We start from the raw sequence: 23,150 nt of genomic DNA, 5'->3' as shown, positions 1-23,150 counted from the left end.
AAGCTGCTTTCCCCCCACTTTTAAAACCAGATATTGAATGAGAATAAACATGACTAGAATTGCAATATTTCCCCAAGATCGCCATGCCTTGTATGAACAGCATGGTTACTCTGCTGCTATTAAATCGGAAAATTTACTCTTTGTATCAGGCCAGGTCGGTAGCCGTGAAGATGGCAGTCCTGAACCTGATTTTGAGAAACAGGTAAAACTAGCATTCCAGAATCTTAGCCATACTCTCGCTGCGGCAGGCTGTACTTTCGATGAAATTGTCGATGTCACCACCTTCCATACAAACCCTGAACAGCAATTTGAAGTCATCATGAAAGTTAAAAATGAGGTGTTTACACAAAAGCCTTATCCAAACTGGACAGCAATAGGTGTTAATTGGCTTGCAGGTTTTGATTTTGAAATTAAAGTCATTGCTCGGATCCCAAACCTCCCTACAAACACTTCGGTCTAGCGATTGATTTTTAATAGGGATGAACGACGCATGACATCAGTTCAATTGGTTATAATGGTTTACCCTTTTTAAGTTGTACTGTTTATGTCTGAAAAATTGATTAATTCACCTGTAAATCATTGGTGTGAATTTGAGTTCATCTCTAAAACAGTGAAGAACCCTAATATTCACATCAAAGGTAATTATTCATATTATTCTGCATATTGGGATCAAGGTTTTGAGCGCTGTGTGGTGCGTTATTTGCACGATAAACCTGCAACAGCTGAAAAGCCGATAGACCAGTTACATATCGGTAATTTTGTCTGTTTTGGCGCAGAATGCGTGATTATGATGGGCGGCAACCAACTCCACCGCACGGATTGGATTTCAGCCTTTCCGTTTGATACACGGAGTTTTATCCCTGCGGGTGACACAATCATTGGTGATGGCTGCTGGATCGGCTCACGTGCGATGATTATGCAAGGTGTTACACTCGGTGAAGGTGCTGTGGTGGCTACAGGCGCGGTGGTAACCAAAGATGTACCGCCTTATGCTGTTGTCGGCGGGGTTCCTGCTAAAATTATTAAATATCGCTTTTCTGAAGAAGATATCAAAAAACTGCTTTCACTTAAGCTCTATGATTTAGATGAAAAGCAGTTTTTAAAGATGCGGGAGCAGTTGCAGACAGATGATATTGAAAAATTATTCCTGTACTTCAAATAACCCTGTTTTAATGTATTGCTTCCAAATATCCTTGAAATTCTTTCTATTTATTTTTGTACCAACACAATATTGATTTAAAATCCGACTCATAGCACTCTCTTTTTGTCCTTGTTGACCTTGAGTTTTATAATTATTTTCTAAATATTGAATTGCATCATATATTTCACAGATTATAGAATTTTTGATATTTGTGTGTTCTACAATCTTTTGATTAATAAAATAGCTTTTTGTCATATACATATCATCAGTACCTTCAAAATAATTATATAAATTATGAATTTGCTTTGTAAGATATGGATAAGTCACTTCAAATAACCCATCAAAAATAAATCCACATAAAATTAAATTTAACTTCGGATCATCAGTCCTTAAAAGTGCGTATTGGTTAATTTTTTTTATCAACTCCCTAGAATTATATTTTTTAGTCATTTGAAAATTAATAATCCAAAAATACAACTCGGAATCACCTTCCTTCGTTGAAATTTCCCCAACTCTAAACAGCTGATCTTTTATTATTTTTTCATGTGATACAGAATTATCTAAATTTGGAAATTTAAACGTAAAATCCACAAATTTTTCAAGATAATCTCCATTCATCTCTGAATCATAGCCATAGTATGATTTGACTGATTGTAATAATTGAGGCTTATTCATTACCAAAACAAAAACAATTTTTGGAATATCAAAAAAGTGCTTAATTCTTTCAATTAGACGAATTGCAAAATCAGGACGACATCGATCCAATTCATCAATAATAAAAACTAAAGGTTTATCTAATTTTCCAGCTAATACAGCAAGTTCTTTCTTAAAGTCATGAATTGTTTGTTTCTCAACCTGATGATTCTCAATTTTCTTTTCGATTTTCTCCTTAACTTTTGCAGCTATTTCCTCACTTGCTGTGTCATACAACGCTTTTCCTTCTTCATATACCTCTTTAAATGCTTCTCCAGCTCCACCCAAGCCAATCCAATGCATGCCCGCTTTAGCCGCAATCATTGGTATGACAGCCGCCAACGATATTAATACTGAAGCAGTCTTAGCATTAAAATCTTTAATTTCATCATCATCAATTTCTTCTGACTCTTTAAAAGTTTGACTTATTTCAGCTGCAATCGTTAAAAATGGATCTTCCAAATAATCATTTGCAAACGCATCCAAATAAATCACGTTATGCTGAGTATCATCTAAATGTTTCGCCCAATGACGAACAAACCACGTTTTACCCTCACCCCATCGTGCATCCAAAGCAAGAACAGCACCGCAGTTTAAGCGATCAACATAACTTGTAAGCTGCTCTCCTAAACGACGGCGATGCCAAAGATCACCTTCCCATGCAGTTTCAATATTCTCAAAATTATCTTTAGCCCAGTTCAATTGGTTATCTATCATTTCTATTTATATTCATCAAGTTAACTATGTATTGAGTATAGCAGTAGCGCTATAAATTAACATTTAACCCATGAGCATCTCGTAACTTGTCATAGCCTTTTCCCCAAATAAAGACTATAAAGAACACATAAAATAAAAAGACCCACTTTTCAGGATGAATGATGACGAGAACCACTCAATTCTCAGGCATATTTATACTTGCCCTGCTGGCAGCAGTCGTCGCAACTTTTTGCGATGCGATTCATGTCTATACCCAGACGCTTAGTTATCCCAACCCATTATTTTTCCATCAGGCTTGGTGGGTATTCCCCGGCTTTTTTATTGCCTTTGCCTTCATGGCATTTAGCTATATTCAACTTACACAACGACTTAAACATTATGTGATGACTCAGCTCAGTTGCCATCATGACGGCACTGCGCCACTCGTCGAGAGCCTAATACTATTTGCCATCGTCTACATACTCAGCGGATTTGGCAATTTTCATCCCGAAGCACTTTGTTGGATTTTTTACCTGAGCTTTTTTATTCGCTGGCTATTTAGCTATGAGCGTACATGGCTACTGATATTAGCCATCATGCTTGCTTTTGGTGGTATGTTCTTTGAAGGACTATTGGCTCAGTTTGCTTTAGTTAAATATCGCCATGAAGATATTTACAATGTGCCGTATTGGCTCGGCGGCGTATATATGCATGGCGCATTTGCCTTACGTGCAGGCATGCGTCGTTTTGTCTATCGATGATATTTAAGATAAAAAACTTTAGACTTTAAAACGTAAAGACAAAAAAAAGACCACTCAAACGGAGTGGTCTTTTTTTGAATATGGTGGCTATGACGAGACTTGAACTTGTGACCCCCGCATTATGAGTGCGGTGCTCTAACCAACTGAGCTACATAGCCTTAAACTGTGCGCGCATTATGGAGGGATATTTAAATATCGTCAAGCCCATAATGCGCGTATTTGATCAAAATTTGTTGAAGTGAACCGATAAGCCGGGTTCTGTCGAGGACGATCATTCCTCTAGGCGTACAATCACTCATACGCTCAAGCGACCTACCCGGATCCAGCATGGGCCATGCCTAAAGGATCCCTATTTGGTCTTGCTTCCGGTGGGGTTTACCATGCCGTGAACTGTTACCAGACACGCGGTGCGCTCTTACCGCACCCTTTCACCCTTACCTCCGATTTCGATTACTCGAAACCATAATGAAGGCGGTCTACTCTCTGCTGCACTTTCCGTCGGCTCACACCGCCCAGGCGTTACCTGGCACCTTGCCCTATGAAGCCCGGACTTTCCTCCCCTGCTTTAGTCACGGAGACCTATACACAGCAGCGATCGTCTGGTTCACTTCGGGGCGCATTCTAACAAATCTGACAACTAATTGCTTGATGTTTTTTGAGCAGTTAGTTTTTCGTACTTTTGTTGAAGCTGTTCCTGAGTTTCAGGATGTGCCGGATCCAATGGAATACAATCCACTGGACAGAACAACTGACACTGCGGTTTATCGTGATGCCCAACGCATTCCGTACACAAATCAGGGTTAATCTCATAAATGAGTTCCCCCATGAAAATCGCCTCATTGGGGCATACAGGTTCACAGACATCGCAGTTGATGCATTCATCAGTGATATATAAAGACACTCTACCAACCTTGCTGTTGTTTACGCTTAAAGGCTTCCACGACAGCTTGTGGTACAAACTGAGTGACATCACCATTTAAACGTGCAATTTCACGCACGAGCGTAGATGAAATAAACGAATATTGCTCTGATGGGGTTAAGAACACCGCTTCAAATTTACTGTCCAAACGGCGATTCATATTTGCCAATTGAAATTCATATTCAAAATCTGAAACTGCACGTAAACCACGTAACACGGCTGTTGCTTTTTGCTCGTTAAAGAAGTTGACCAACAGCCCATCAAAACCTACAAACTCAACATTTGACAAATGACTTAAAGACTCTTGCGCTAGTGCAACACGTTCTTCCAGACTAAACACAGGGTTTTTGTGATGTCCAATTGCAATTGCCACGACAACTTCGTCAAACATGCGTGATGCACGTGTCACTAAGTCGATATGACCATTAGTAATTGGATCGAATGTGCCCGGATAAATTACACGAGTTTTAGACATCCAGTTGTACTCTGTTATTTTGTAGATGGGTATTTTAACAAAATCTTGATTTATAGGTGAAGTCAGCTTGTAAATTTAAAAACTTCATCTTATTCAAAGTTCGGGTACAATAGTGCTAAGTTTGGAAGTTTTTGATTATGACGAAAGCAGTAGTTAAAAAAAATAGTAGCAGTACGATTGCCCTAAATAAGCGTGCGCGTCACGATTATTTCATTGAAGAAAAATTTGAAGCGGGTCTTTCATTACAAGGCTGGGAAGTCAAATCAATGCGTGCGGGTCGTATGACTATCGTAGAGAGCTATATTACGTTTAAAAATGGTGAAGCATTTTTATTCGGCGCTCAAGTGCAACCTTTACTGAGTGCTTCGACACATGTGGTGCCTGAAGCAACACGTACTCGTAAATTATTGCTGAACCGCCGTGAAATTGAAAAACTACAAGGTGCGATTAACCAAAAAGGTTATTCATGTGTGCCTTTGGCATGTTACTGGAAAGGTCCTCATGCCAAACTTGAAATCGCCCTAGTAAAAGGTAAACAGCTTCACGACAAGCGTGCAACGGAAAAAGACCGTGATTGGCAACGCGATAAAGCCCGTATTTTTCATAAATAAGTTCATTAAAAAAAACCTCCTTTTTTGGAGGTTTTTTTATTGATACATTGCACATTTAGCAGAATTTCAACCCACCAAAACAGTTGGTCCGAACTTCCTGGTTCCCCAAGACTTGATTTTTTAAAGTTAAATTGGCCGCACCAGCATTGCTGAGGTTAATTGAACCGACATTTTTATAAATCGGTAAACCAAATGCAGCACCAACAGCAGAACCTAAGGGAATATAAATCGGTTCATTGGTTAAAATTTGCGATACTTTTTCTGCAACTTGTGGCAAGACGCCTGAAATATCTACTTCAGATGTTGGATTTAATTTACCAATATTGATCGGGTCTTTAAATGACATCCACCAACCTGTACGTGCAATATCATCTGCATTGGCATCTGGCCAACTGATATCTTGAGATTGAAGCGATAAATAACCGGCTGTGCCATTTAATGGAATGTTATGAATCATATTTAAGGCTTGCTCAAAGGTAATGTTCATTTTCAAACCATCAATTGATGAGCCCGAATCCATAAAGAACTGCGCCCCTTCAACCCATAACAAATTGCGGTCAAGTTTGACCTGCATGCTACCGCTATCTCGATTGAGCTGAATCGATGGCACAGTCGCACTGATATTTTTGGCAATGGCTTGAGTTTGTCGTTTTCCATTAATCGTAATTTCAGGAACGGTAAACGGCACATTCATTGAAGGAATTTTTAATCCTTGACTATTTTCAGGTTGGCTGACAAAGCTACGATCATTGTTCCAAATCGTATTAATCACCAAATTCCCCGATAAAATCTCGCTGCTACTATCACCAAAGAGCGCTGCTTGGGTCTTTGCTGTCCCTGAAGTCGGTGCAATTTCATATAACCGCTCAGTGACTTAATCCCGTCTGTCGGCGCACCCGTGTTTTGAATACCAGTGGTCAGTAAACCTGTAATTGATTCAGCACTGACACGGAAGCCTTTAACTTCTCGTAAAGCGGCTTGTTTTGGGTTTTTAATTGCAAATTCAATAAACGGATTTTTCAGTTCGGCACTTGTCGACGCTCGATCACCATTAAAGACGGGATTACCATTGGCATCGGTTGAAGTAGCATTACCACTCAGCGCTAGATGACGAATATCAATATCACAGCCATTTGACCCGTTTACCCCACCACAGCCGAGTTGCAAACTTTTGACATTGACGTTCAGATCCATAACCGCATCTAAACTGAGTTTGTAGAAACCAATATTTTCATCGACCATTTGTTGGTTGACTAAAACAGGATCGGTATAGGACATATTCATCAATGCAGCACCATTGATGGCAGATAATTCTTCATCGGCTAATTCCACCAAGCCTTCTGCTGCAAAAACAACGTCAGAAACACATAAGGTCAATGCCATTGCGACTATTGTTTTTTTCACGATTATTTAATCCTTTTTAATATTCCTCACTCATCCCGAGTGAAATTTATGAGAAGATTAAATCAATAGCGTTGGCGTAAATGAATAACAATTTGTGACACACATCACAACTATATTATACAAAATACCAATTTCCACGAATTTTAGGCCAATAAAAACCTCAGTAACATTTCCATCACTAGGGTTTTCAAAGATTTATAAATGATAGTTCAAACGATTTATTTACAAATTAATTAACTTTATTTAACAACAGCCCCAGATATTCACCAAACCAAATGGCAGTTTCTAAATCACCCGCAGGTGGTGTGACTTCAACAGGCGCATTATCCGATTGTGTCATTAAACCTAAAAAGCTCGACATCCGATTTAAATCTGTTGTGCTTCGTCCAGTTGGCATTAATGGAAGACCGCTCCACAACATGCCGTGCTGCATGGCAAATAAATTGATTTGCTGTAATACCGCCAATTTATCTCCACTTAAGCCGCCACCATTGGTAAAACCTGCGGCTAACTTGCCTTGCCATGTCCGTGCTAACCAACGTTTAGATGATTGCTCCATGAATAATTTCATAGCCGCACTCATACTGCCCATATAGGTTGGGCATCCAAAAACGATGGCATCTGCACTGTCCAATACATCCCAATCCACACGCTCTACATTCATGAGATGGACTTTTACACCGGCTTTTTCTGCACCTTGTACAATGAAATTCGCCACTTTGGCAGTGTGTCCATAGGGACTGTGGTAAACAACAGCAAAAGATTTAGCAGTCAAAGACATAACATTTAAAAGTCGATAGATTCAGTCAAGTTTAGCATTTTCAAAGCATAAAGACGAATGTTGCCATACGTCCTGTTTTCGCTTCTCGGCGATAAGAAAAATATTCTTCAGCTTGCAAAAAGGTACATTGGTCGCCACCGGTTACAGCTTTAACCCCATGTAATGCAAGAATATAACGCGCTATCGCATAAAGATCAGCATAATATTTGCCTTCTTTTACACCAGCTTTAAATGCACTTTCAAGTTCTGGGTATTTGGAACAAAAGGCAGCTTTGACTTCTGCGCCAATTTCAAAACTCTCTTGGCAAATGGCTGCCCCCAACCAAGCCCATGTTGGCTGAGTGTGCATGGCTGCAATGGTGTTTTCCACAATACCATTTGCCAAGCCCTTCCAACCTGCATGCAGATTGGCAACTTCAGTCCCGTCAGCATTACCCAAAACCACGGGTAAGCAATCTGCGGTCATCATCATCAGGGCATGGTGTTTAGACTGCGTGACCATACCATCGCCTTCGGGTGCAACAAAGTTGATCTGTTCATCAATGCGATGGCATAGCGTACTGTGCGTTTGGTTCATCCAGCTGATTTTATTCACGCCATATTTAGCAAAGTCTTTGAGCAATTGCATCCGGTGCTTTTGCACACGCGCTGCATCATCTCCCACATGCAATGCCAGATTAAATCCTGCCAGTTCAGGTTGTTCAGCGGGTTGCGTCTGATCATGATGAACTCGAGTTTGTCCCACAAAAACACCCTGTGGAAGTCCCTGAACAAATTGCATGTTGCCGTCCTTTTCTATCTATGGCGTGTAAATCAGTTTAAAACTTAATAAGCTTTATTTTCTGTACGGAGCACTTCAACTAAATGATTGAAGTCTTCTGGCCATGGTGCATCAAACATCATGTCTTCACCTGTACGTGGATGAACGAGACCCAATTTAACTGCATGTAACGCTTGACGTTTAAAGCCACGTAAAGTGTCATCTAATAACATCGACGCGCCTGCAGGCATACGTACACGTGGTACATACACTTGATCGCCAACGAGACCATGACCGATATAAGTAAAATGCACACGAATTTGATGGGTACGACCCGTTTCTAGACGTGCTTGAACACGGGTAAAGTTTTGGAAACGTTCTTTCACATTATAGTGAGTTACCGCATCTTTACCGCCCGGCAAGACAGCCATTTTAATGCGATCAACAGGATGACGTTTAATTGGTTCATCCACTGTACCGCCTGCAATAATGTTGCCATATACGATCAAATCGTAAATACGGTAAACCGATTTCTTCGCCAATTGCTTACTTAAAGAAAATTGGGATTCGAGGTTTTTCGCAACAACCAACAGACCTGAGGTGTCTTTATCAATACGATGCACCAAACCTGCACGGGTCAACTCTGAAGATTTTGGGTAATGGTGCAAAATTGCATTCACTAACGTTCCGCTACTATTACCTGCACCCGGATGTACTACCATACCCACAGGTTTGTTAATCACCATAATATCGTCATCTTCATAGACAATATTTAATGGAATGTCTTCAGGTAAGCTGCGTGTCTGTGCTTCAAGCTCAACTTCGAGTGTTAAAAGCTCATTGCCTTCACATTTGTACTTTGGCTTGACAGTGTTACCATTGACCAACAAATGGCCCTCTTTGAGCCATTGTTTGAGTTTTTCACGAGAAAAATCAGTCCAAACCAGCGCAGAAACTTGGTCGATACGTTGTCCTAAATAGCTTTCATCCAATTGAAATTGCAACGATAAACGTGTTGCAGTTGAGTCTGAAGTATGGTTATCTGCATCCTCAGAATCTTCAAGTAAATTGAAATCAGTTTCAGGGAAATTAGAATTGGAAGATTGTGCTTGACTCATTTGCTCATTCAGACAAAAGTGGTTTAATAGTTCAATTGTAGCTCATTGCCCGTATTAACAGAGGAATTTTTATGTCGCTACCAAAATATAAAATGACAATGCTTGCTCTAACTATAGGCATTGCATCGGCAATGGTAGGCTGTAGCAGTAATCCAAAGAAAGAAGTGGTCGACACAGGTCCACAATCAAGCGAACAGGTTTATATCGAAAAAGCAAAAAAAGCGCTTGAACGTAACCAATATACAGATGCGGCAAAACACCTTGAAGCACTTGAAACCTATTACCCTACGGGTAACTATGCACAGCAAGCGCAACTTGAACTATTGTATGTAAAATTTCAGCAAAAAGACTATGAAGGTGCAATCGCACTTGCAGACCGTTTTATTCGTATGAATCCACAGCATCCACAAGTTGACTACGCTTACTATGTGCGTGGTGTGTCAAACATGGAGCAAAACTATAACGGTTTACTTCGCTATACGTCATTAAAACAGTCACACCGTGATGTCAGCTATTTAAAAGTGGCATACCAGAACTTTGTCGACTTTATTCGTCGTTATCCTTCAAGCGAATATGCTGTTGATGCCGCACAGCGCATGAAGTTTATTAGCCAAGAATTGGCTGAAAGCGAAATGAATGCTGCACGTTTCAACGTAAAGCGTAAAGCATGGTTAGCTGCGGTTGAGCGCTCACTTTGGGTGATTGAACACTACCCGCAAGCACCGCAAGTACCCGAAGCTTTAGCAACTGTCGCTTATGGCTATGACAAACTCGGTGATAAAACAACATCTCAACAATATATTGAAGTGCTGAAGCTCAACTACCCTAAATTGGTTAAGTCCGACGGTACCGTGAATATGCGTGCCGCACGTAGTGAAGGTAGTTTTATTAACCGTGCGACCTTAGGTATTTTTGGTAAAGAAGCCCAAACTTTAACGGAACAAAACCCGTCTGAAGTTGAGGCCGATGAAGAAAAACGTAGTTTGACTAATCGTTTAAGCTTTGGCTTACTCGATCGTCCAAAAGATGAAAAAACACAATCGACCGAAGCAGCTGAATAATATAGTCGCAACGAAGGTCGATTTTTCACAAAGGGCAAGTTAGAATACTTGCCCTTTTATCTTTTCAGGATCTACAGATTCGGTTAGATTAAAAGGTATACAATAGTTCGATGGACGATGCTGTACTGCATCTCCACCTGAACTTACAGCATTGCTGATTTCAACATATTTCACGAACTGCCCAAATTCAATAGATAGACAGATAAAACAGCATGGCCATTCCTCAACATACAATTGATCAAATTTTAGATCGCACCGATATTGTCGATGTGATTGGTCAATTTGTGAAATTGAAAAAGACTGGACGCACCTACTCAGGATGCTGCCCATTCCATCAGGAAAAATCGCCATCTTTCCATGTCTATCGTGATAAACAATATTTTCACTGCTTTGGTTGTCAGGCCAATGGTAATGCCATCCGTTTTTTAATGGATATTGGTAGCCGTAACTTCATCGAAGTAATGAAGGATTTATCTAGCCAAACGGGTATTGAACTACCGAAAGACAATAACGATTCCAATAAACTCAAATATAAACGCGAATCTAAACCCAAACCTGTACAAAAACCTCCAATCCAAGCAAAAGCTCTGCCACCCAAAACAGGCGAAACCGACACAAATCCTGCTGCAGTAAATTTCGAACACGACCCATTTGCTGAGTTTCAAAATAACGAAGATGCCTTTTATGGGAACGATCCGTTTGCTCACTTTGACCAAGTTACCAATGGATTTGAAGATGTGCCGCAAGACGGAAACTTATATGACTTGCTGGAAAATGTCGCACAGTTTTATGAGCAACAACTTCCGCTCAGTCCAATTGGGCAAGCTTATTTTAAACAACGGGGTCTCAGTGCAGACACCATCGCCTATTGGCGCTTAGGCTATGCCCCTGAAGATTGGCAACATCTGGAAAAAGCCTTTCCACAGGATATCGAAGGACTCAAACTTCTCGGTTTGATTCGAACTAGTGATAGTGGTCGTGACTTTGACCTACTGCGTGAGCGGGTGATTTTCCCGATTCGAGATGCGAAAGGTCGTGTGGTCGGTTTTGGTGGTCGTGCCCTAAATGATGAAATCAAACCGAAGTACATCAATTCCCCAGACTCTGAAGTTTTCCATAAAAACCAGTTACTTTATGGTTTATATGAAGGCCGTAAACAAAAAGCCCAAGATTGGTTAATGGTCGAAGGTTATATGGATGTGATTGCCCTACAGCAATATGGCATTCATGGCGCTGTAGCGACTTTAGGGACTGCCAGTAATACTGAACATTTAAACATTTTATTTAAGCAAAATAGCCGTATTACCATTGCATTTGATGGAGATGCCGCAGGTCAAAAAGCAGCTCGACGTACGCTCGAAATTGCCCTCCCACTGCTGAATGATGGTCGTGAACTTAAATTCTTTGTTTTGCCGAATGACCATGACCCAGATTCATTGATCCGTCGTGAAGGTATTGAAAATTTTCGACGGTTACTGCACACCTCACCGCTTCTTTCTGAATTTGTTTTTGCACATTTAACGCAAAATCATGATGTCAGTTCACCTGAGGGTAAAAGTCAGGTGATGGGTGAACTCAGACAGCTCACTGAACTGTTGCCGAAAGGTGGTTCATATCGTTATTTGCTACAACAATATTTCCGTGAAAAATTAGGGTTTAGCCGAAAGTGGCAGCCTCAAGTCAATAATGATGCATCTCTGAGCTTTAGTACAAAAATTGATGCTGAAGAATATGTGATTGCGATTTTGATCAATCATCCTTATCTTTACATTCATTTTGAGCCTTTACGCGCTTTAGTTTCACAAGATTTATTGCTTTATCATGTTTTAAATATTTTCAATGTGATTTTTGATGAATTGCCTGATGATCCAGAGTTATCAACCTATTATGTACTCGGTGCTTGTGCAGCACATCATCATGAATTACAACATATTTTAGAACATGCCAATATCAGCGATTATACGTCTTCACCTGAACAAGCAGATAAACTTGCGGCAGATTTATCGACAAAATTGCAATATCAATTCTTACAACTCAAGATCAAGTCGAATAAGTTTTCTAGCCTTGCAGAAATGCGTAATTTAAAACAACGTATTTATGATATTGATAAAAAAAGATCGCTCACGCTCCTTGAAGATTAAGTTTTAACTTCAAGTTCAAGCTTTGAACGGCCTTCTACTTAATAAACAAATTAAAGTTACGCAGTAACATCAGAAGCATAATTTGATTCAAATAAAAGAACGATACGCGGTAAAGTCATCCGCAATTGTTTGAGACAGCACTACTTCTAATCAAAAATGTTTTTGCGATACTTTAAATAATTTGACGCTAGTGAACGAGTTTTGCGGATGACAATGGTTTTGGGTACTTTTGCCGAAACAAAAGTACCTCCAGCCGAAGGCTAATCCCTTTATTTAAACCCTAGATGTAAGACTCCGTCGAATAGACTTAAAAATCATTTTAAAAATGTAAAATTACTTTTACGTGCGTAACATCAGTAAATAAATTTATTTCTTTGGTTTACGACGATTTTCAGCCACATTAACTAAATCTTGTTCTATCATTTCAAAATAAGCGGGATCTTCTGCCATTGCTGCATTTCGCAGCACGATAGAGGTTGGATGCAAAAGCTTTTGGGTTAAACGATGCGACATTTCTTGCATAATCTTCGCAGCATCTTCGCCCTTTTGTAGACGATTCAGCGCCAAAGCCAGTTCTTCTTGACGCAATGACTCACCATGTTCACGGTATGCATGAATCGTCGAGCCAGCCAAATTCACTTTTTGCTGCGTGATTAAATCTGTCGCAAGCTGATTGACCATGACTTCGGCTTCAACTGCCGCCTGACGACGCTGAGCCAAATTTTCTTCAATGACAGTTTGCAGGTCATCGACACCATATAAATAAACGCCATCTAGACTTTCAACTTTGGCTTCAATATCTCGTGGTACAGCCAAATCAACCAATAGCATTTGTTTATAACGACGTTTTTTCAGTGCTGCTTTGACATCCGCAAAATAAATCACTTGATGCAAGCTTCCGGTACAACTTGAAATTACATCTGCACGATGTAAATTGTCTGCCAAATCTGCAAAATCAATAATTTCAACTTCTACACGATGAGCAATCTCTTGCGATAAAGCTTCGGCACGGGCACGTGTACGGTTACAGATAATAATTCTGCCCACACCCATTTCGGCCAAATGCTTTGCAACCAAGCTATTCATTTCACCAGCAGCAACAATCATCACCGTCAATTTTTCAGGCTGACTAAAGACCTGTAAAGCGAGCTGAGCAACAGCATAGCCCATCGACACCGCATGACTTCCAACGGCTGTTTCAGAACGCACACGTTTTGCCGCATAAAAGGCATATTCAAAAATACGGTTTAAATTTGGGGAAACGGTTTCGGCATCTTTGGCTAAGGACAAAGCCGTTTTGACTTGACCTAAAATTTGAGGCTCACCAAGCATGAGCGAATCCAAGCCGCTAGCCACACGCATGAGGTGTGTCACCGCTTGTGCATTTTCATAACGATACACATGATTTGACAATTGCTTTACATCGATACCATTTGATTGGGCGAGCCAATTCAATACCACGTCTGCATTTTCAGACATCGCATAGACTTCGGTACGATTACATGTAGACACCACCACCATGTCATTGAGTTCAGGCGTATGGCTTTGCTGTTCAAGCAGTGCAGTTAACTTTTCAGGGTTAAATGCAATCTGTTCACGCAGCTCTACAGAAGCGGTTTGATGGTTGACACCCAATGCAAAGAAAGACATATCAGATCATCATTTCGCTAAATTTATGCTATTGTGCAACATCGATGTCATAAAAAGCATTACTTGGATCAAGAAAAATTGCGTCTAACAAATAGCCGACTGAACGGCCAGACAATAAAGCAGTATTCTACCACATTCTTACTTGTCGGTAGCATGGCTTCTACTGCCCCAATTCGGGCCGTGGGAGAAGTTTACCATGCAAATTCAGGATATGATGCAATTAAACAAAGTATGATTGCGGAATTTGCCTTAGCCTATAACGACATTCCAACCGCGCTTCATAACTACACCGTGCTTGCAATCAAAAGTAAATCCACCATGGTCAAACAACGTGCTTTAAACGTTGCAATTGAGCAAAATGATCTACAAGCAGCTTTAGACATTGCCACACATTGGGTCGTCCAAGAACCTGAAGATGTACCAGCATTATTTTATTTATCACATATTGCTTTGAAAGCCCATGAATATGAGCTTGCCGCCGAAACACTTGATAAAATTTTAACCATTGACCCAAATGCAGATTTAGAACAAATTTTGGCGGGTATTTCCCCTGAATCAGAGGAAGATCGCGCTTATCTGATTCAAGCACTGACCGCTAGCAAGGAAAAAACCAACCCTTCTATTTTGGTCTTAGTCGCAGGTTTACAAGCTCAAAATGGTGCCTTTGCTGATGCCTTAGACACCATTAATTTAGCACTGAAAAAACGCCCGAAAGTGACTGGCTATATCCTAATGAAAGCCAATTTACTTATGTCGTTAGGTGATGAAGAAGAAACCTTAAAATGGTTCGAAAAATCCAGCCGTAAACACCGCAACAATATGGAAGTTCGCTTAGCAGAAGCAAAATATTTAATTAAAATCAATCAGTCAGAATTAGGTCTAGAAAAACTCGAAGATATACTAAAGAAATGGCCATCTGCTGAAGAACCGCTATTTATGGCAGGTTTGACCAGTATTGACTTAGAGCTTTATGAAAAAGCCGAAAAGTATTTGGTGGAGTTACGTTATTCGAGCAAATACCAAAATGAAGCGTATTACTATCTCGCAGTAAATGCTGAACGCAAACAGCATTATGAAACGGCAAAAGCCTATTATCGCCTTGTTGATGGCAGTCTTTATACAGTTTCACGGCGCAATATGATCAGCATTTTTAGCCAGCAAAATAAGCTGCATGATGCACTGCGCTTTTTAACCCAAGAGCGGGTTAATTATCCTCAACATGCCAGTTTCTTATATCTTGCTCAGGCAGATATTTTAAAACGCATGAACAATAAAAAAGCAGCAGTCCGTTTGCTTGATGAAGCGGTAAGAAACTTGCCCGAAGATCCTGAGCTCATTTATGCCGAAGTTCTACTGCTCGACGCCCATCAAGATAAAGATAGACTCGACCAATTACTAAAACAATTACTTGAAATTGAACCCAATAGCCCGACCTATTTAAATGCATATGCCTATACCTTGGCGGTACAAAATAGACGCTTAGATGAAGCCCGAAAATACGTCGAACATGCCTTAGAATATGCTCCTGAGCAAGCTTCAATCTTAGATACGTTCGGTTATATTTGTTATTTGCAAAATGATTTTAGTACATCTGCATCTGTTTTGGCCAAAGCGTATGAACTGAGTAATAGTTTAAAAATTGGCATTCGCTATGCACGATCAGTCTTCATGCAAGGTGATATGAATAAATTTGACGCGTTGTTACAACAACTCCAACAAAAACATCCGAATGATCCGCAATTAGAGCAACTACATTCGTTATTGTTACCCCAACCCATGAAAAAGAGTTAAAAAGACTTTATGCAAGTATCTTCAAAATTTGGGGTATCTGCCCTGACCTGCTGCGCTTTATTTTTTACCGGTTGTCAGCAATATGTTAAAACACCCGCTCAACCTAGCCCTGAAGAGGTCGCTGCAAATCAATTCAACTTACAAGGTAAGATTGGTGTGCGCACGCCACAACAGTCAGGAAGTGCTTTTTTTACTTGGGTTCAAGACCGCAATGAATATGATATCGAACTGAGTGGCATATTAGGTGTTGGAAAAACTCAAATCAACGGTAAACCCGGTCAAGTTCAACTCAATAGTGCAAAAACCGGTTTGATTGAAGCAGCAACACCAGAAGAATTACTCGAGCGTGCTACCGGTTGGCAAGCTCCCATTACCCACCTCGTCGACTGGGTACAGGCGCGCCCTGCAACCACACAAGCAAAAATTCAACGCGATACTGCACAGCGCCCACAACAGATTATTGAAGATGGTTGGACGGTTGACCTAAGCTATAACAAGACTGCGACGGTACCGAACAAGTTAATTTTAAAACAAGCACTTGAATCCGGTCAGGAAAACCGTATTACAATGGTGATTCAAAATCGTTAATTTGCCTAAAAGCTGAGCTATGACTTCTGTGATTCGTGTACCTTCTCCTGCAAAACTCAATTTGTTTTTGCACATTACTGGCCGACGTCCTAATGGATATCACGAATTGCAGACGATTTTTCAGCTCATCGATTTATCTGATTGGATGGAATTTCACCCACTTGCAAATTCTGCTGATAAAGATTTTATTCAAATTGAGGGCTTAAACAGCGTCAATCTTGAACAAAATTTAATTTATCGTGCTGCTCAAATACTCAAACCAATTGCTAAAGCTCTGACTGCACAAAAAATCCACATTGAAAAAAATATTCCGATGGGTGCAGGACTCGGTGGTGGTTCATCCAATGCAGCCACCACCCTTATCGTGCTCAATCAACTGTGGAAATGTGGACTAAATACTGAACACCTTGCAGAACTCGGCTTACAACTTGGAGCAGATGTTCCCGTGTTTGTACATGGTCTAAATGCGTGGGCTGAAGGCATCGGTGAACACTTAACATTCATAGATTTAGCTCAAAAACAGTACATTGTGCTGAAACCTGACTGTTTTATCAGCACTCAACTGCTTTTTTCACAAAAAACGTTGACAAGAGACTCAAAGCCCACTAAATTTTGCGGCTATCAGGAAACGCCATCTGATTTTGGAAATAACTTTGAGCCTGTGGCACGAAGCTTATATCCCGAAGTCGATGAAGCAATGCAGTACTTAGATCAGTTCGGTGCAGCAAAGCTTACAGGTACAGGTGCTTGTGTATTTACTGAAGTGACTGAAAATATGAATATTGATGACATATTGAAAAATGCACCATGTAAATCTTACTTGGTTCGCAGCTTACAAGAATCACCATTACGTCATTTTGAAGTTTGATATAGGGGCGTCGCCAAGTGGTAAGGCACCGGGTTTTGATCTCGGCATCCGTTGGTTCGAATCCAGCCGCCCCTGCCATCATTTTTCACCTGTAGATGTAATTGCTGTAAAGTATTAGGGGCGTCGCCAAGTGGTAAGGCACCGGGTTTTGATCTCGGCATCCGTTGGTTCGAATCCAGCCGCCCCTGCCATTTACTTTATTCGCTATTTCATCAATTTAGGGGCGTCGCCAAGTGGTAAGGCACCGGGTTTTGATCTCGGCATCCGTTGGTTCGAATCCAGCCGCCCCTGCCATTTACTTCAAAAAAGACAGAGCATAATTTGCAGTATCTTTGTTGTTTCAACTTGACAAAATACCGCAAAAATATTAAAGTTCTGCCGCATTAGGGGCGTCGCCAAGTGGTAAGGCACCGGGTTTTGATCTCGGCATCCGTTGGTTCGAATCCAGCCGCCCCTGCCATCTAATTCCCTAATTTGCCAACCGCCAAGGGTGCTTCATGCCCAATCTTGTCGTTTTTAGTGGATCTGCACATCCACAATTCGCCCAAAAAGTCGTTAGCCACCTTCACATCCCTCTAGGTGCTGCATCTGTAGGTCAATTTTCTGACGGTGAAATCGCTGTCGAAATTACTGAAAATGTTCGTGGTAAAGACGTATTCATCGTACAACCAACTTGTGCCCCAACTAACGATAACCTTATGGAAATCTTAGTTATGGCTGATGCTTTGCGTCGTGCAAGTGCTGGTCGTATCACTGCTGTCATTCCTTACTTTGGTTATGCTCGTCAAGACCGTCGTCCACGTTCAAGCCGTGTGCCAATTACAGCAAAAGTTGTTGCAGATATGCTCACAACTGTTGGTATTGACCGCGTTGTCATGATCGACCTTCATGCTGACCAAATCCAAGGTTTCTTCGATATTCCTGTAGACAACATCTACGGTACTCCTGCGCTTTTAGCAGATCTTCGTCAACAGTCACACGACAACTTAATGGTTGTTTCTCCTGACGTTGGTGGTGTAGTACGTGCGCGTGCTGTTGCTAAGCAAATGGGTGATATCGATCTTGCGATCATCGACAAACGCCGTCAAAAAGCGAATGAATCTCAAGTAATGCACTTGATCGGTGACGTTAAAGGCCGTGACTGTGTCATCGTTGATGATATGGTGGATACAGCAGGTACATTGTGTAAAGCTGCTGACGCACTAAAAACTTTTGGTGCTCGCAAAGTTGTTGCTTACGCAACTCACCCAGTACTTTCTGGTAAAGCTTTAGAAAACTTGAAAAACTCTGTGATTGACGAATTGGTTGTAACAGACACCATTCCGCTTTCAGAAGAAGCTCAAGCTCTTGGTAAGATTCGCCAAGTTTCAGTTGCAAGTATGGTTGCTGAAACAATTCGTCGTATTAACAACGAAGAATCTATTAGCGCAATGTTCGATTCTTATCTATAATATAGCGCTAAATTTAAAAGCCCTGCCTTTTGGTGGGGCTTTCTATCACTAGACTGGTCGAAGGTCTAGTCAATTAAACTTAAATAGGAATGTCTATCATGGCAAACTTCGTATTAAATGCAGTAGCACGTGAAGAAGCAGTACAAGGGAAAGGTTCGAGCCGCCGCCTTCGTCTTCAAAATAAAGTACCAGCAATCATCTACGGTGGTGCAGCTGAACCTGTAGCAGTTACTTTAGAACTTCGCGAACTTGTTAAAGCTTTAGAAAGCAACGCGTTCTTTGAAGAAGTTGTTGAAATCAACATCGACGGTAAAGCTGAAAGCGTTAAAATCCAAGCTTTACAACGTCACCCAGCTAAAAACACTCCTATGCACGCTGACTTCAAACGCGCATAAGTGTTAAATGGTGTAAATGAGTGAGCAAACTTTCACTGATTGTTGGTTTGGGTAACCCAGGTTCTGAGTATGCCCAAACCCGCCATAATGCAGGCTTCTGGTTTGTAGAACGCCTTGCAGAACAATATGGCATCCAACTTAAAGCTGATCCTAAATATAAAGGCATCAGTGGTCGTGGTAATATCGAAGGTCAAGACGTTCGTCTGCTGTTACCCACAACCTTTATGAACCTCTCAGGTCAAAGTGTTGTTCCCTTCGCCAAATTCTATCAAATTGCTCCTGAAGCAATGCTTATCGCACACGATGAACTCGATATGAACCCGGGTGTCATTCGCCTGAAAACGGGCGGTGGTCATGGTGGTCATAATGGTTTACGCGATATCGTCCCGCATATTGGTCCAAATTTCCATCGTTTACGTATTGGTATTGGTCATCCTGGTTCTAAAGAACGTGTCTCAGGCCATGTTTTAGGTAAAGCACCAAGTAGTGAACAAGGTTTAATGGATGATGCAATTGCACATGCCTTATCACGTACTAAATTGTTGGTAAGTGGTGAGATTCAGCAAGCCATGAACCAGATCAATGCTTACAAATAGAACTGACAATTCCACAAATTGTTGAACAATACTTATTGCCATCTGAATGATTTCAGAGCAAAATGCGCTTGCATTTGACTGCTCACCCAGCATTCAAGAGATTGTTCCACCATAAGATACGATCTTAGGTCTACCAAGGAGACGCTAGCCATGCTATCTCGTTTATTAAAAGCTAAAATCCACCGTTGCGTCGTTACACAAGCAGAATTACATTATGAAGGTTCTTGTGCAATTGACGGTATTCTTCTAGATTTAGCCGGTATCCGTGAATATGAAGAAATTCATATGTGGAACGTGACTAATGGTAAGCGTTTTACCACTTATGCCATTCGTGGTGAAGAAGGTTCTGGCATTATCTCTGTAAATGGCGGTGCTGCTCACCAAGCAGATATTGGTGACTTGATGATTATCGCAACTTTTGGCGATTTCACAGAAGCTGAAGCAAATGCACATAAGCCACGTTTAGTCTATGCGAACCCAAACAACACTGTGAACCACACAGCGAACTGTATTCCAGTTCAAGTTGCTTAATTCAAGCATTTAAAGATTCTAAAAAGCCCGCAAAATTTGCGGGCTTTTTTATGGCTGAACTATGATTATTGACTGCAAAAATTCAGTATTAGACGCATATCACTACATACAACTCAACAGCTCAATTTGTCTACCCTGCTCTCGGGCCCTTCCACCATGCTTGGTTTTGTTTACAATCAAAGGGCTGTAAATGCTCTCCGACCAACCCCACCAACAAAGGCTGACCATTTTCTTGTACCTTTAGCTCTGCATATTGCGCATCGCGATAGCACGGTTCCAAGCCTTCAGCAAATAAAAAGCTGCTCGCAGCGGGATATAAACCCTCAAATCTATTGTCAGGATTTTTGAGCACCAGTTTTGTGGATGAGCTTGGATACTGCGCTAACAACTCTGGGTTGAAACTGGTTCGAATCACTCTACGCTGTGCATCAAGCTGCACATAACTCACAATACTTTTTTGATCGACAAAATAGTCACGGTGTACATTTTCTTCTGTATTTGCTTTGGCAGCCTGCCCATTGGCAGATTGCTCTTTTGATGGCTGACCACCAAAATAGAGCTGATAATTCAAGGCCATATAATCCCCTTGAATTAAAGAGCGCGGATCGACAGGTTGCAGCTTTACATAAATACTCTGACTGTTTGCCAGATGCCATTCATGACGTGCAATCATCAGCACAAATAAAAGAATACTGAGTACAGCCAAACCAATAGGAAGTATTTTTTTATTGAGTATATTCATCATGCTCCTCCCCCTTGTTTAAGCTGTATCGTAGATAACATCTTGGTAATGCCAAGCAGCAAAAGACCAGAGATCAAAATCGTTAAACTTTTTAATAAAAAACTCAGACCTAAATTGTAATACAGCATCCATAAGCTAAAAATGATCAACAAGATGCTCAAGGCTTTAACCAAAGATTGCTGATAGACCTGCGCCCATGCCAATAAAACCAATAACAAGAAAATTCCAAAATAGCCCATCGCAATCAGCACAAGGCCCAATAGCAGTAACGGCCATTTTTCGCTCCCCACCTGTTTTTGCTGATTTGCGATGTAAAGGCCAAGCCAAACCACAGGCAGCAGGTAACCGACAAACAGGTCAAGAATGCCATGTTGGGTCTGTTCAAACAGTAGAACGTTATTTGACAACGTCTGCAACACCACACCCGCCAATACGATGCATAACATCCATAACACAATGCTTTTTCGATACATCGAGTGCAACCAAGTTGTTGCACTCCCGAGCAACAAAATCAGTAGAATATAATTCAATCCAATCACAGCTAAGATGACATGTTCATTGCTCATAAAAAGATCGGCATCAAATAGTGTGGCCACTGCAAGGCCGTATCCTGCAATGAGTTGAATAAAAACAATAAACCAATGCATTCGACTAAACAAACAGAGCAATATAACGCCAATTTGCAACACTAAAATAAACGAAATGCTATTGGTTAAGCTCTCTGTATGAATGAAGACCGCAGATTGGCCACATACCCATAAGCAGTAAGCAAATTGGCGACTAAAGATACTTTTAGCTCGTCGAATCAACCACCAAGCCACAGCTACAAAAACTAAGCCCATGACGATCGAAAACGCCTTCCAATAGGTCAGCAATAAGCTCGATAAAATAATGCCTGCCAACCATGCCCCAATCGCTAAAGGAATAACCGCAAATTTAGTCTGTGGCAGAAATTTCATCAGTGCCCAACTGATCACCGCAAACCAAGCAAATATCAGCAAAGCAAAAACCAGCAATCCTGCAATCGAATCTGATAAAATATGTTCTGCCCATTGGAAAATCAAAATACTGAAACTCGCGGCAAGACCCGCGGCTTGTAAACTGGTTTCTAATGCACGCTGTTGTCGATAAAAATAGATAATCAGATATGTTGGAAGCAACAAGGCAAAAATTAAATATTGCCATTGATACTGCTCTACCCCATTTCCGCAGTATAAAAACATGCAATACATCGAGATTAGTGTAATGAATGCAATAAATACTAAGCGCAGTGCAGCATAATATTTCAAACAATAGGTCACACAAATTGCCGTCAATACATTCATACAGAGTAAATACCACCATGAATGATCAACGATTAAATAGCTTTGTTTAAAATATAAAAATAATGCCAATTGGCTGATCAAACACAGTAACGCAAAGACTCCGATATTCGGTCGATATAACCAAGGTAAAAGCAGCAAAGCCCAGACCAAAAATAACAGATAACTGTCTGCTCCTGTTTGATAGACCTGCCCAATCACAGCTAAACTTAATCCGAGCAACAAAGCACTTAAAGCATCTAAGCTTTGCTGAATCCAAGCATGCCTTACAAAATATACACTCGTCACAGCACTCAGTACCAACAGCACCATTGGAATTGCCAATTGGATGAATTTTGGCAACATCAGCCAGTTTGCCGCGATCAAATACACGAAACTGGCTGCTATCAGTGCAACACCGATCACTTGCAGATACCGAATGACCTGTACATCTTGGAACAGATCTGTTGAAAACTCTTGATCTAAATGTGAACGATGCAGCTTTATATTCTGCTGCTGAGAATGCTGAGGAGCGGTCATTTTTTATCATTATGCAATCATGGTTGATTTATCGGCACGATAGCATGCTTTGGCACACTTTATAAAAATGCTTACAAATCCAATCTTATAACTTTACTTATCTAAAATTTTGCAAATGATTCTAGGCAATAATCCC

At 40.8% G+C, this 23,150-nt stretch carries 24 protein-coding genes, 5 tRNA genes and 1 other RNA gene; 17 read left to right on the top strand and 13 right to left on the bottom strand.

Annotated features, from left to right (window positions below; all coding sequences use genetic code 11):
- Positions 1-49 precede the first annotated feature (49 nt).
- Together MST17_RS04645 and MST17_RS04640 are read left to right on the top strand one after the other, a co-directional pair.
- On the top strand, positions 50-460 hold the full coding sequence (locus MST17_RS04645; protein WP_180005422.1) for a RidA family protein: 411 nt from the start codon (positions 50-52) through the stop codon (positions 458-460).
- A gap of 84 nt (positions 461-544) precedes the next feature.
- The gene (locus tag MST17_RS04640) at positions 545-1,162 is read left to right on the top strand and encodes a CatB-related O-acetyltransferase (protein WP_180025791.1); all 618 of its coding nucleotides are present in this window, start codon (positions 545-547) and stop codon (positions 1,160-1,162) included.
- On the opposite strand, the gene MST17_RS04635 is transcribed toward MST17_RS04640, so the two are convergent.
- Complete coding sequence (locus MST17_RS04635; protein ID WP_180025792.1) at positions 1,142-2,551, bottom strand: P-loop NTPase fold protein; 1,410 nt, start codon at positions 2,549-2,551, stop codon at positions 1,142-1,144. The two genes, MST17_RS04640 and MST17_RS04635, sit on opposite strands and share 21 nt — an antisense overlap.
- A 158-nt stretch (positions 2,552-2,709) precedes the next feature.
- Here MST17_RS04635 and MST17_RS04630 point away from each other — a divergent pair, with 158 nt between their 5' ends.
- Complete coding sequence (locus MST17_RS04630) at positions 2,710-3,291, top strand: hypothetical protein (protein ID WP_257246881.1); 582 nt, start codon at positions 2,710-2,712, stop codon at positions 3,289-3,291.
- An 81-nt stretch (positions 3,292-3,372) separates the two neighbouring features.
- Here MST17_RS04630 and MST17_RS04625 read toward each other — a convergent pair.
- The 4 genes from MST17_RS04625 to coaD all read right to left on the bottom strand — a co-directional run bounded on the left by MST17_RS04625 (position 3,373) and on the right by coaD (position 4,685).
- Positions 3,373-3,449 (bottom strand) — tRNA-Met (locus MST17_RS04625).
- Between the two features lie 73 nt (positions 3,450-3,522).
- An RNA gene (gene rnpB, locus MST17_RS04620) (RNase P RNA component class A) lies at positions 3,523-3,902 on the bottom strand.
- A gap of 26 nt (positions 3,903-3,928) precedes the next feature.
- A complete protein-coding gene (locus MST17_RS04615) occupies positions 3,929-4,192 on the bottom strand; it encodes a YfhL family 4Fe-4S dicluster ferredoxin (protein WP_078191349.1) in 264 nt (87 codons plus the stop codon).
- 1 nt (position 4,193) lies between these two features.
- The gene (coaD, locus tag MST17_RS04610; RefSeq protein WP_078191350.1) at positions 4,194-4,685 is read right to left on the bottom strand and encodes a pantetheine-phosphate adenylyltransferase; all 492 of its coding nucleotides are present in this window, start codon (positions 4,683-4,685) and stop codon (positions 4,194-4,196) included.
- A gap of 137 nt (positions 4,686-4,822) precedes the next feature.
- Here coaD and smpB point away from each other — a divergent pair, with 137 nt between their 5' ends.
- Positions 4,823-5,296 (top strand): SsrA-binding protein SmpB, encoded by a 474-nt coding sequence (gene smpB, locus MST17_RS04605; protein ID WP_078191351.1) that lies wholly within the window; start codon positions 4,823-4,825, stop codon positions 5,294-5,296.
- 55 nt (positions 5,297-5,351) lie between these two features.
- Here the strand turns inward: smpB and MST17_RS04600 are convergent, their stop codons facing one another.
- The 5 genes from MST17_RS04600 to rluD all read right to left on the bottom strand — a co-directional run bounded on the left by MST17_RS04600 (position 5,352) and on the right by rluD (position 9,359).
- On the bottom strand, positions 5,352-6,068 hold the full coding sequence (locus MST17_RS04600) for a hypothetical protein (protein WP_257223961.1): 717 nt from the start codon (positions 6,066-6,068) through the stop codon (positions 5,352-5,354).
- A complete protein-coding gene (locus MST17_RS04595; RefSeq protein WP_257223962.1) occupies positions 6,065-6,700 on the bottom strand; it encodes a hypothetical protein in 636 nt (211 codons plus the stop codon). The genes MST17_RS04600 and MST17_RS04595 overlap by 4 nt, the downstream gene beginning before the upstream one ends.
- Before the next feature lie 229 nt (positions 6,701-6,929).
- On the bottom strand, positions 6,930-7,481 hold the full coding sequence (locus MST17_RS04590) for a flavodoxin family protein (RefSeq protein ID WP_180025794.1): 552 nt from the start codon (positions 7,479-7,481) through the stop codon (positions 6,930-6,932).
- Positions 7,482-7,521: 40 nt separating this feature from the next.
- Complete coding sequence (pgeF, locus tag MST17_RS04585) at positions 7,522-8,262, bottom strand: peptidoglycan editing factor PgeF (protein ID WP_180005456.1); 741 nt, start codon at positions 8,260-8,262, stop codon at positions 7,522-7,524.
- Between the two features lie 44 nt (positions 8,263-8,306).
- Entirely contained in the window at positions 8,307-9,359 is a 1,053-nt protein-coding gene (gene rluD / locus MST17_RS04580; RefSeq protein WP_180025795.1) for a 23S rRNA pseudouridine(1911/1915/1917) synthase RluD, read from the bottom strand.
- 71 nt (positions 9,360-9,430) lie between these two features.
- On the opposite strand from rluD, the gene MST17_RS04575 reads away from it, so the two are divergent.
- Positions 9,431-10,420 carry an outer membrane protein assembly factor BamD gene (locus MST17_RS04575; RefSeq protein WP_067764275.1) on the top strand — a complete coding sequence of 330 codons (990 nt, stop codon included), beginning with the start codon at positions 9,431-9,433 and terminating at the stop codon, positions 10,418-10,420.
- 212 nt (positions 10,421-10,632) lie between these two features.
- Entirely contained in the window at positions 10,633-12,561 is a 1,929-nt protein-coding gene (locus MST17_RS04570) for a DNA primase (protein WP_180025796.1), read from the top strand.
- 366 nt (positions 12,562-12,927) lie between these two features.
- On the opposite strand, the gene hemA is transcribed toward MST17_RS04570, so the two are convergent.
- Complete coding sequence (gene hemA / locus MST17_RS04565) at positions 12,928-14,211, bottom strand: glutamyl-tRNA reductase (RefSeq protein ID WP_180025797.1); 1,284 nt, start codon at positions 14,209-14,211, stop codon at positions 12,928-12,930.
- A gap of 78 nt (positions 14,212-14,289) precedes the next feature.
- Between hemA and MST17_RS04560 the strand changes: the two genes are divergently transcribed.
- The 11 genes from MST17_RS04560 (at position 14,290) to panD (ending at position 20,431) form a co-directional block, all read left to right on the top strand.
- Complete coding sequence (locus tag MST17_RS04560) at positions 14,290-16,002, top strand: hypothetical protein (protein ID WP_180023231.1); 1,713 nt, start codon at positions 14,290-14,292, stop codon at positions 16,000-16,002.
- A 9-nt stretch (positions 16,003-16,011) separates the two neighbouring features.
- Complete coding sequence (gene lolB, locus MST17_RS04555) at positions 16,012-16,590, top strand: lipoprotein insertase outer membrane protein LolB (RefSeq protein WP_180025798.1); 579 nt, start codon at positions 16,012-16,014, stop codon at positions 16,588-16,590.
- A 28-nt stretch (positions 16,591-16,618) separates the two neighbouring features.
- Positions 16,619-17,458, top strand: coding sequence for a 4-(cytidine 5'-diphospho)-2-C-methyl-D-erythritol kinase (gene ispE / locus MST17_RS04550; protein WP_180025857.1), 840 nt, complete (start codon positions 16,619-16,621; stop codon positions 17,456-17,458).
- Positions 17,459-17,461: 3 nt separating this feature from the next.
- Positions 17,462-17,536 (top strand) — tRNA-Gln (locus MST17_RS04545).
- Between the two features lie 38 nt (positions 17,537-17,574).
- Positions 17,575-17,649 (top strand) — tRNA-Gln (locus tag MST17_RS04540).
- A 28-nt stretch (positions 17,650-17,677) separates the two neighbouring features.
- Positions 17,678-17,752, top strand: a tRNA-Gln gene (locus tag MST17_RS04535).
- Positions 17,753-17,843: 91 nt separating this feature from the next.
- A tRNA-Gln gene (locus tag MST17_RS04530) sits at positions 17,844-17,918 on the top strand.
- A 37-nt stretch (positions 17,919-17,955) separates the two neighbouring features.
- A complete protein-coding gene (locus MST17_RS04525; RefSeq protein ID WP_078191360.1) occupies positions 17,956-18,909 on the top strand; it encodes a ribose-phosphate pyrophosphokinase in 954 nt (317 codons plus the stop codon).
- 98 nt (positions 18,910-19,007) lie between these two features.
- Positions 19,008-19,304, top strand: coding sequence for a 50S ribosomal protein L25 (gene rplY / locus MST17_RS04520; protein ID WP_168378105.1), 297 nt, complete (start codon positions 19,008-19,010; stop codon positions 19,302-19,304).
- Positions 19,305-19,324: 20 nt separating this feature from the next.
- A complete protein-coding gene (pth, locus tag MST17_RS04515) occupies positions 19,325-19,900 on the top strand; it encodes an aminoacyl-tRNA hydrolase (RefSeq protein WP_168378106.1) in 576 nt (191 codons plus the stop codon).
- Between the two features lie 150 nt (positions 19,901-20,050).
- On the top strand, positions 20,051-20,431 hold the full coding sequence (gene panD / locus MST17_RS04510; RefSeq protein WP_078192181.1) for an aspartate 1-decarboxylase: 381 nt from the start codon (positions 20,051-20,053) through the stop codon (positions 20,429-20,431).
- Positions 20,432-20,561: 130 nt separating this feature from the next.
- Here the strand turns inward: panD and MST17_RS04505 are convergent, their stop codons facing one another.
- The gene (locus MST17_RS04505; RefSeq protein WP_257223963.1) at positions 20,562-21,176 is read right to left on the bottom strand and encodes a GDYXXLXY domain-containing protein; all 615 of its coding nucleotides are present in this window, start codon (positions 21,174-21,176) and stop codon (positions 20,562-20,564) included.
- Complete coding sequence (locus tag MST17_RS04500) at positions 21,173-23,014, bottom strand: DUF2157 domain-containing protein (protein WP_180025799.1); 1,842 nt, start codon at positions 23,012-23,014, stop codon at positions 21,173-21,175. The genes MST17_RS04505 and MST17_RS04500 overlap by 4 nt, the downstream gene beginning before the upstream one ends.
- Positions 23,015-23,150: the final 136 nt, after the last annotated feature.

Source organism: Acinetobacter sp. YH16056_T, from assembly GCF_024605895.1.
GTDB classification, from domain to species: domain Bacteria; phylum Pseudomonadota; class Gammaproteobacteria; order Pseudomonadales; family Moraxellaceae; genus Acinetobacter; species Acinetobacter amyesii.
Note: the sequence above shows the minus strand (reverse complement) of the source record. Positions and strands in the feature narration are given on the sequence as shown.

Excerpts from the sequence above, each read along its gene's own strand:
- MST17_RS04645 (WP_180005422.1), top strand. The coding sequence starts at position 50 with ATGACTAGAATTGCAATATTTCCCCAAGATCGCCATGCCTTGTATGAA.
- MST17_RS04640 (WP_180025791.1), top strand. The coding sequence starts at position 545 with ATGTCTGAAAAATTGATTAATTCACCTGTAAATCATTGGTGTGAATTT.
- MST17_RS04635 (WP_180025792.1), bottom strand. The coding sequence starts at position 2,551 with ATGATAGATAACCAATTGAACTGGGCTAAAGATAATTTTGAGAATATT.
- MST17_RS04630 (WP_257246881.1), top strand. The coding sequence starts at position 2,710 with ATGATGACGAGAACCACTCAATTCTCAGGCATATTTATACTTGCCCTG.
- coaD (WP_078191350.1), bottom strand. The coding sequence starts at position 4,685 with ATGTCTAAAACTCGTGTAATTTATCCGGGCACATTCGATCCAATTACT.
- smpB (WP_078191351.1), top strand. The coding sequence starts at position 4,823 with ATGACGAAAGCAGTAGTTAAAAAAAATAGTAGCAGTACGATTGCCCTA.
- MST17_RS04590 (WP_180025794.1), bottom strand. The coding sequence starts at position 7,481 with ATGTCTTTGACTGCTAAATCTTTTGCTGTTGTTTACCACAGTCCCTAT.
- pgeF (WP_180005456.1), bottom strand. The coding sequence starts at position 8,262 with ATGCAATTTGTTCAGGGACTTCCACAGGGTGTTTTTGTGGGACAAACT.
- rluD (WP_180025795.1), bottom strand. The coding sequence starts at position 9,359 with ATGAGTCAAGCACAATCTTCCAATTCTAATTTCCCTGAAACTGATTTC.
- MST17_RS04575 (WP_067764275.1), top strand. The coding sequence starts at position 9,431 with ATGTCGCTACCAAAATATAAAATGACAATGCTTGCTCTAACTATAGGC.
- MST17_RS04570 (WP_180025796.1), top strand. The coding sequence starts at position 10,633 with ATGGCCATTCCTCAACATACAATTGATCAAATTTTAGATCGCACCGAT.
- hemA (WP_180025797.1), bottom strand. The coding sequence starts at position 14,211 with ATGTCTTTCTTTGCATTGGGTGTCAACCATCAAACCGCTTCTGTAGAG.
- lolB (WP_180025798.1), top strand. The coding sequence starts at position 16,012 with ATGCAAGTATCTTCAAAATTTGGGGTATCTGCCCTGACCTGCTGCGCT.
- MST17_RS04525 (WP_078191360.1), top strand. The coding sequence starts at position 17,956 with ATGCCCAATCTTGTCGTTTTTAGTGGATCTGCACATCCACAATTCGCC.
- rplY (WP_168378105.1), top strand. The coding sequence starts at position 19,008 with ATGGCAAACTTCGTATTAAATGCAGTAGCACGTGAAGAAGCAGTACAA.
- panD (WP_078192181.1), top strand. The coding sequence starts at position 20,051 with ATGCTATCTCGTTTATTAAAAGCTAAAATCCACCGTTGCGTCGTTACA.
- MST17_RS04505 (WP_257223963.1), bottom strand. The coding sequence starts at position 21,176 with ATGATGAATATACTCAATAAAAAAATACTTCCTATTGGTTTGGCTGTA.
- MST17_RS04500 (WP_180025799.1), bottom strand. The coding sequence starts at position 23,014 with ATGACCGCTCCTCAGCATTCTCAGCAGCAGAATATAAAGCTGCATCGT.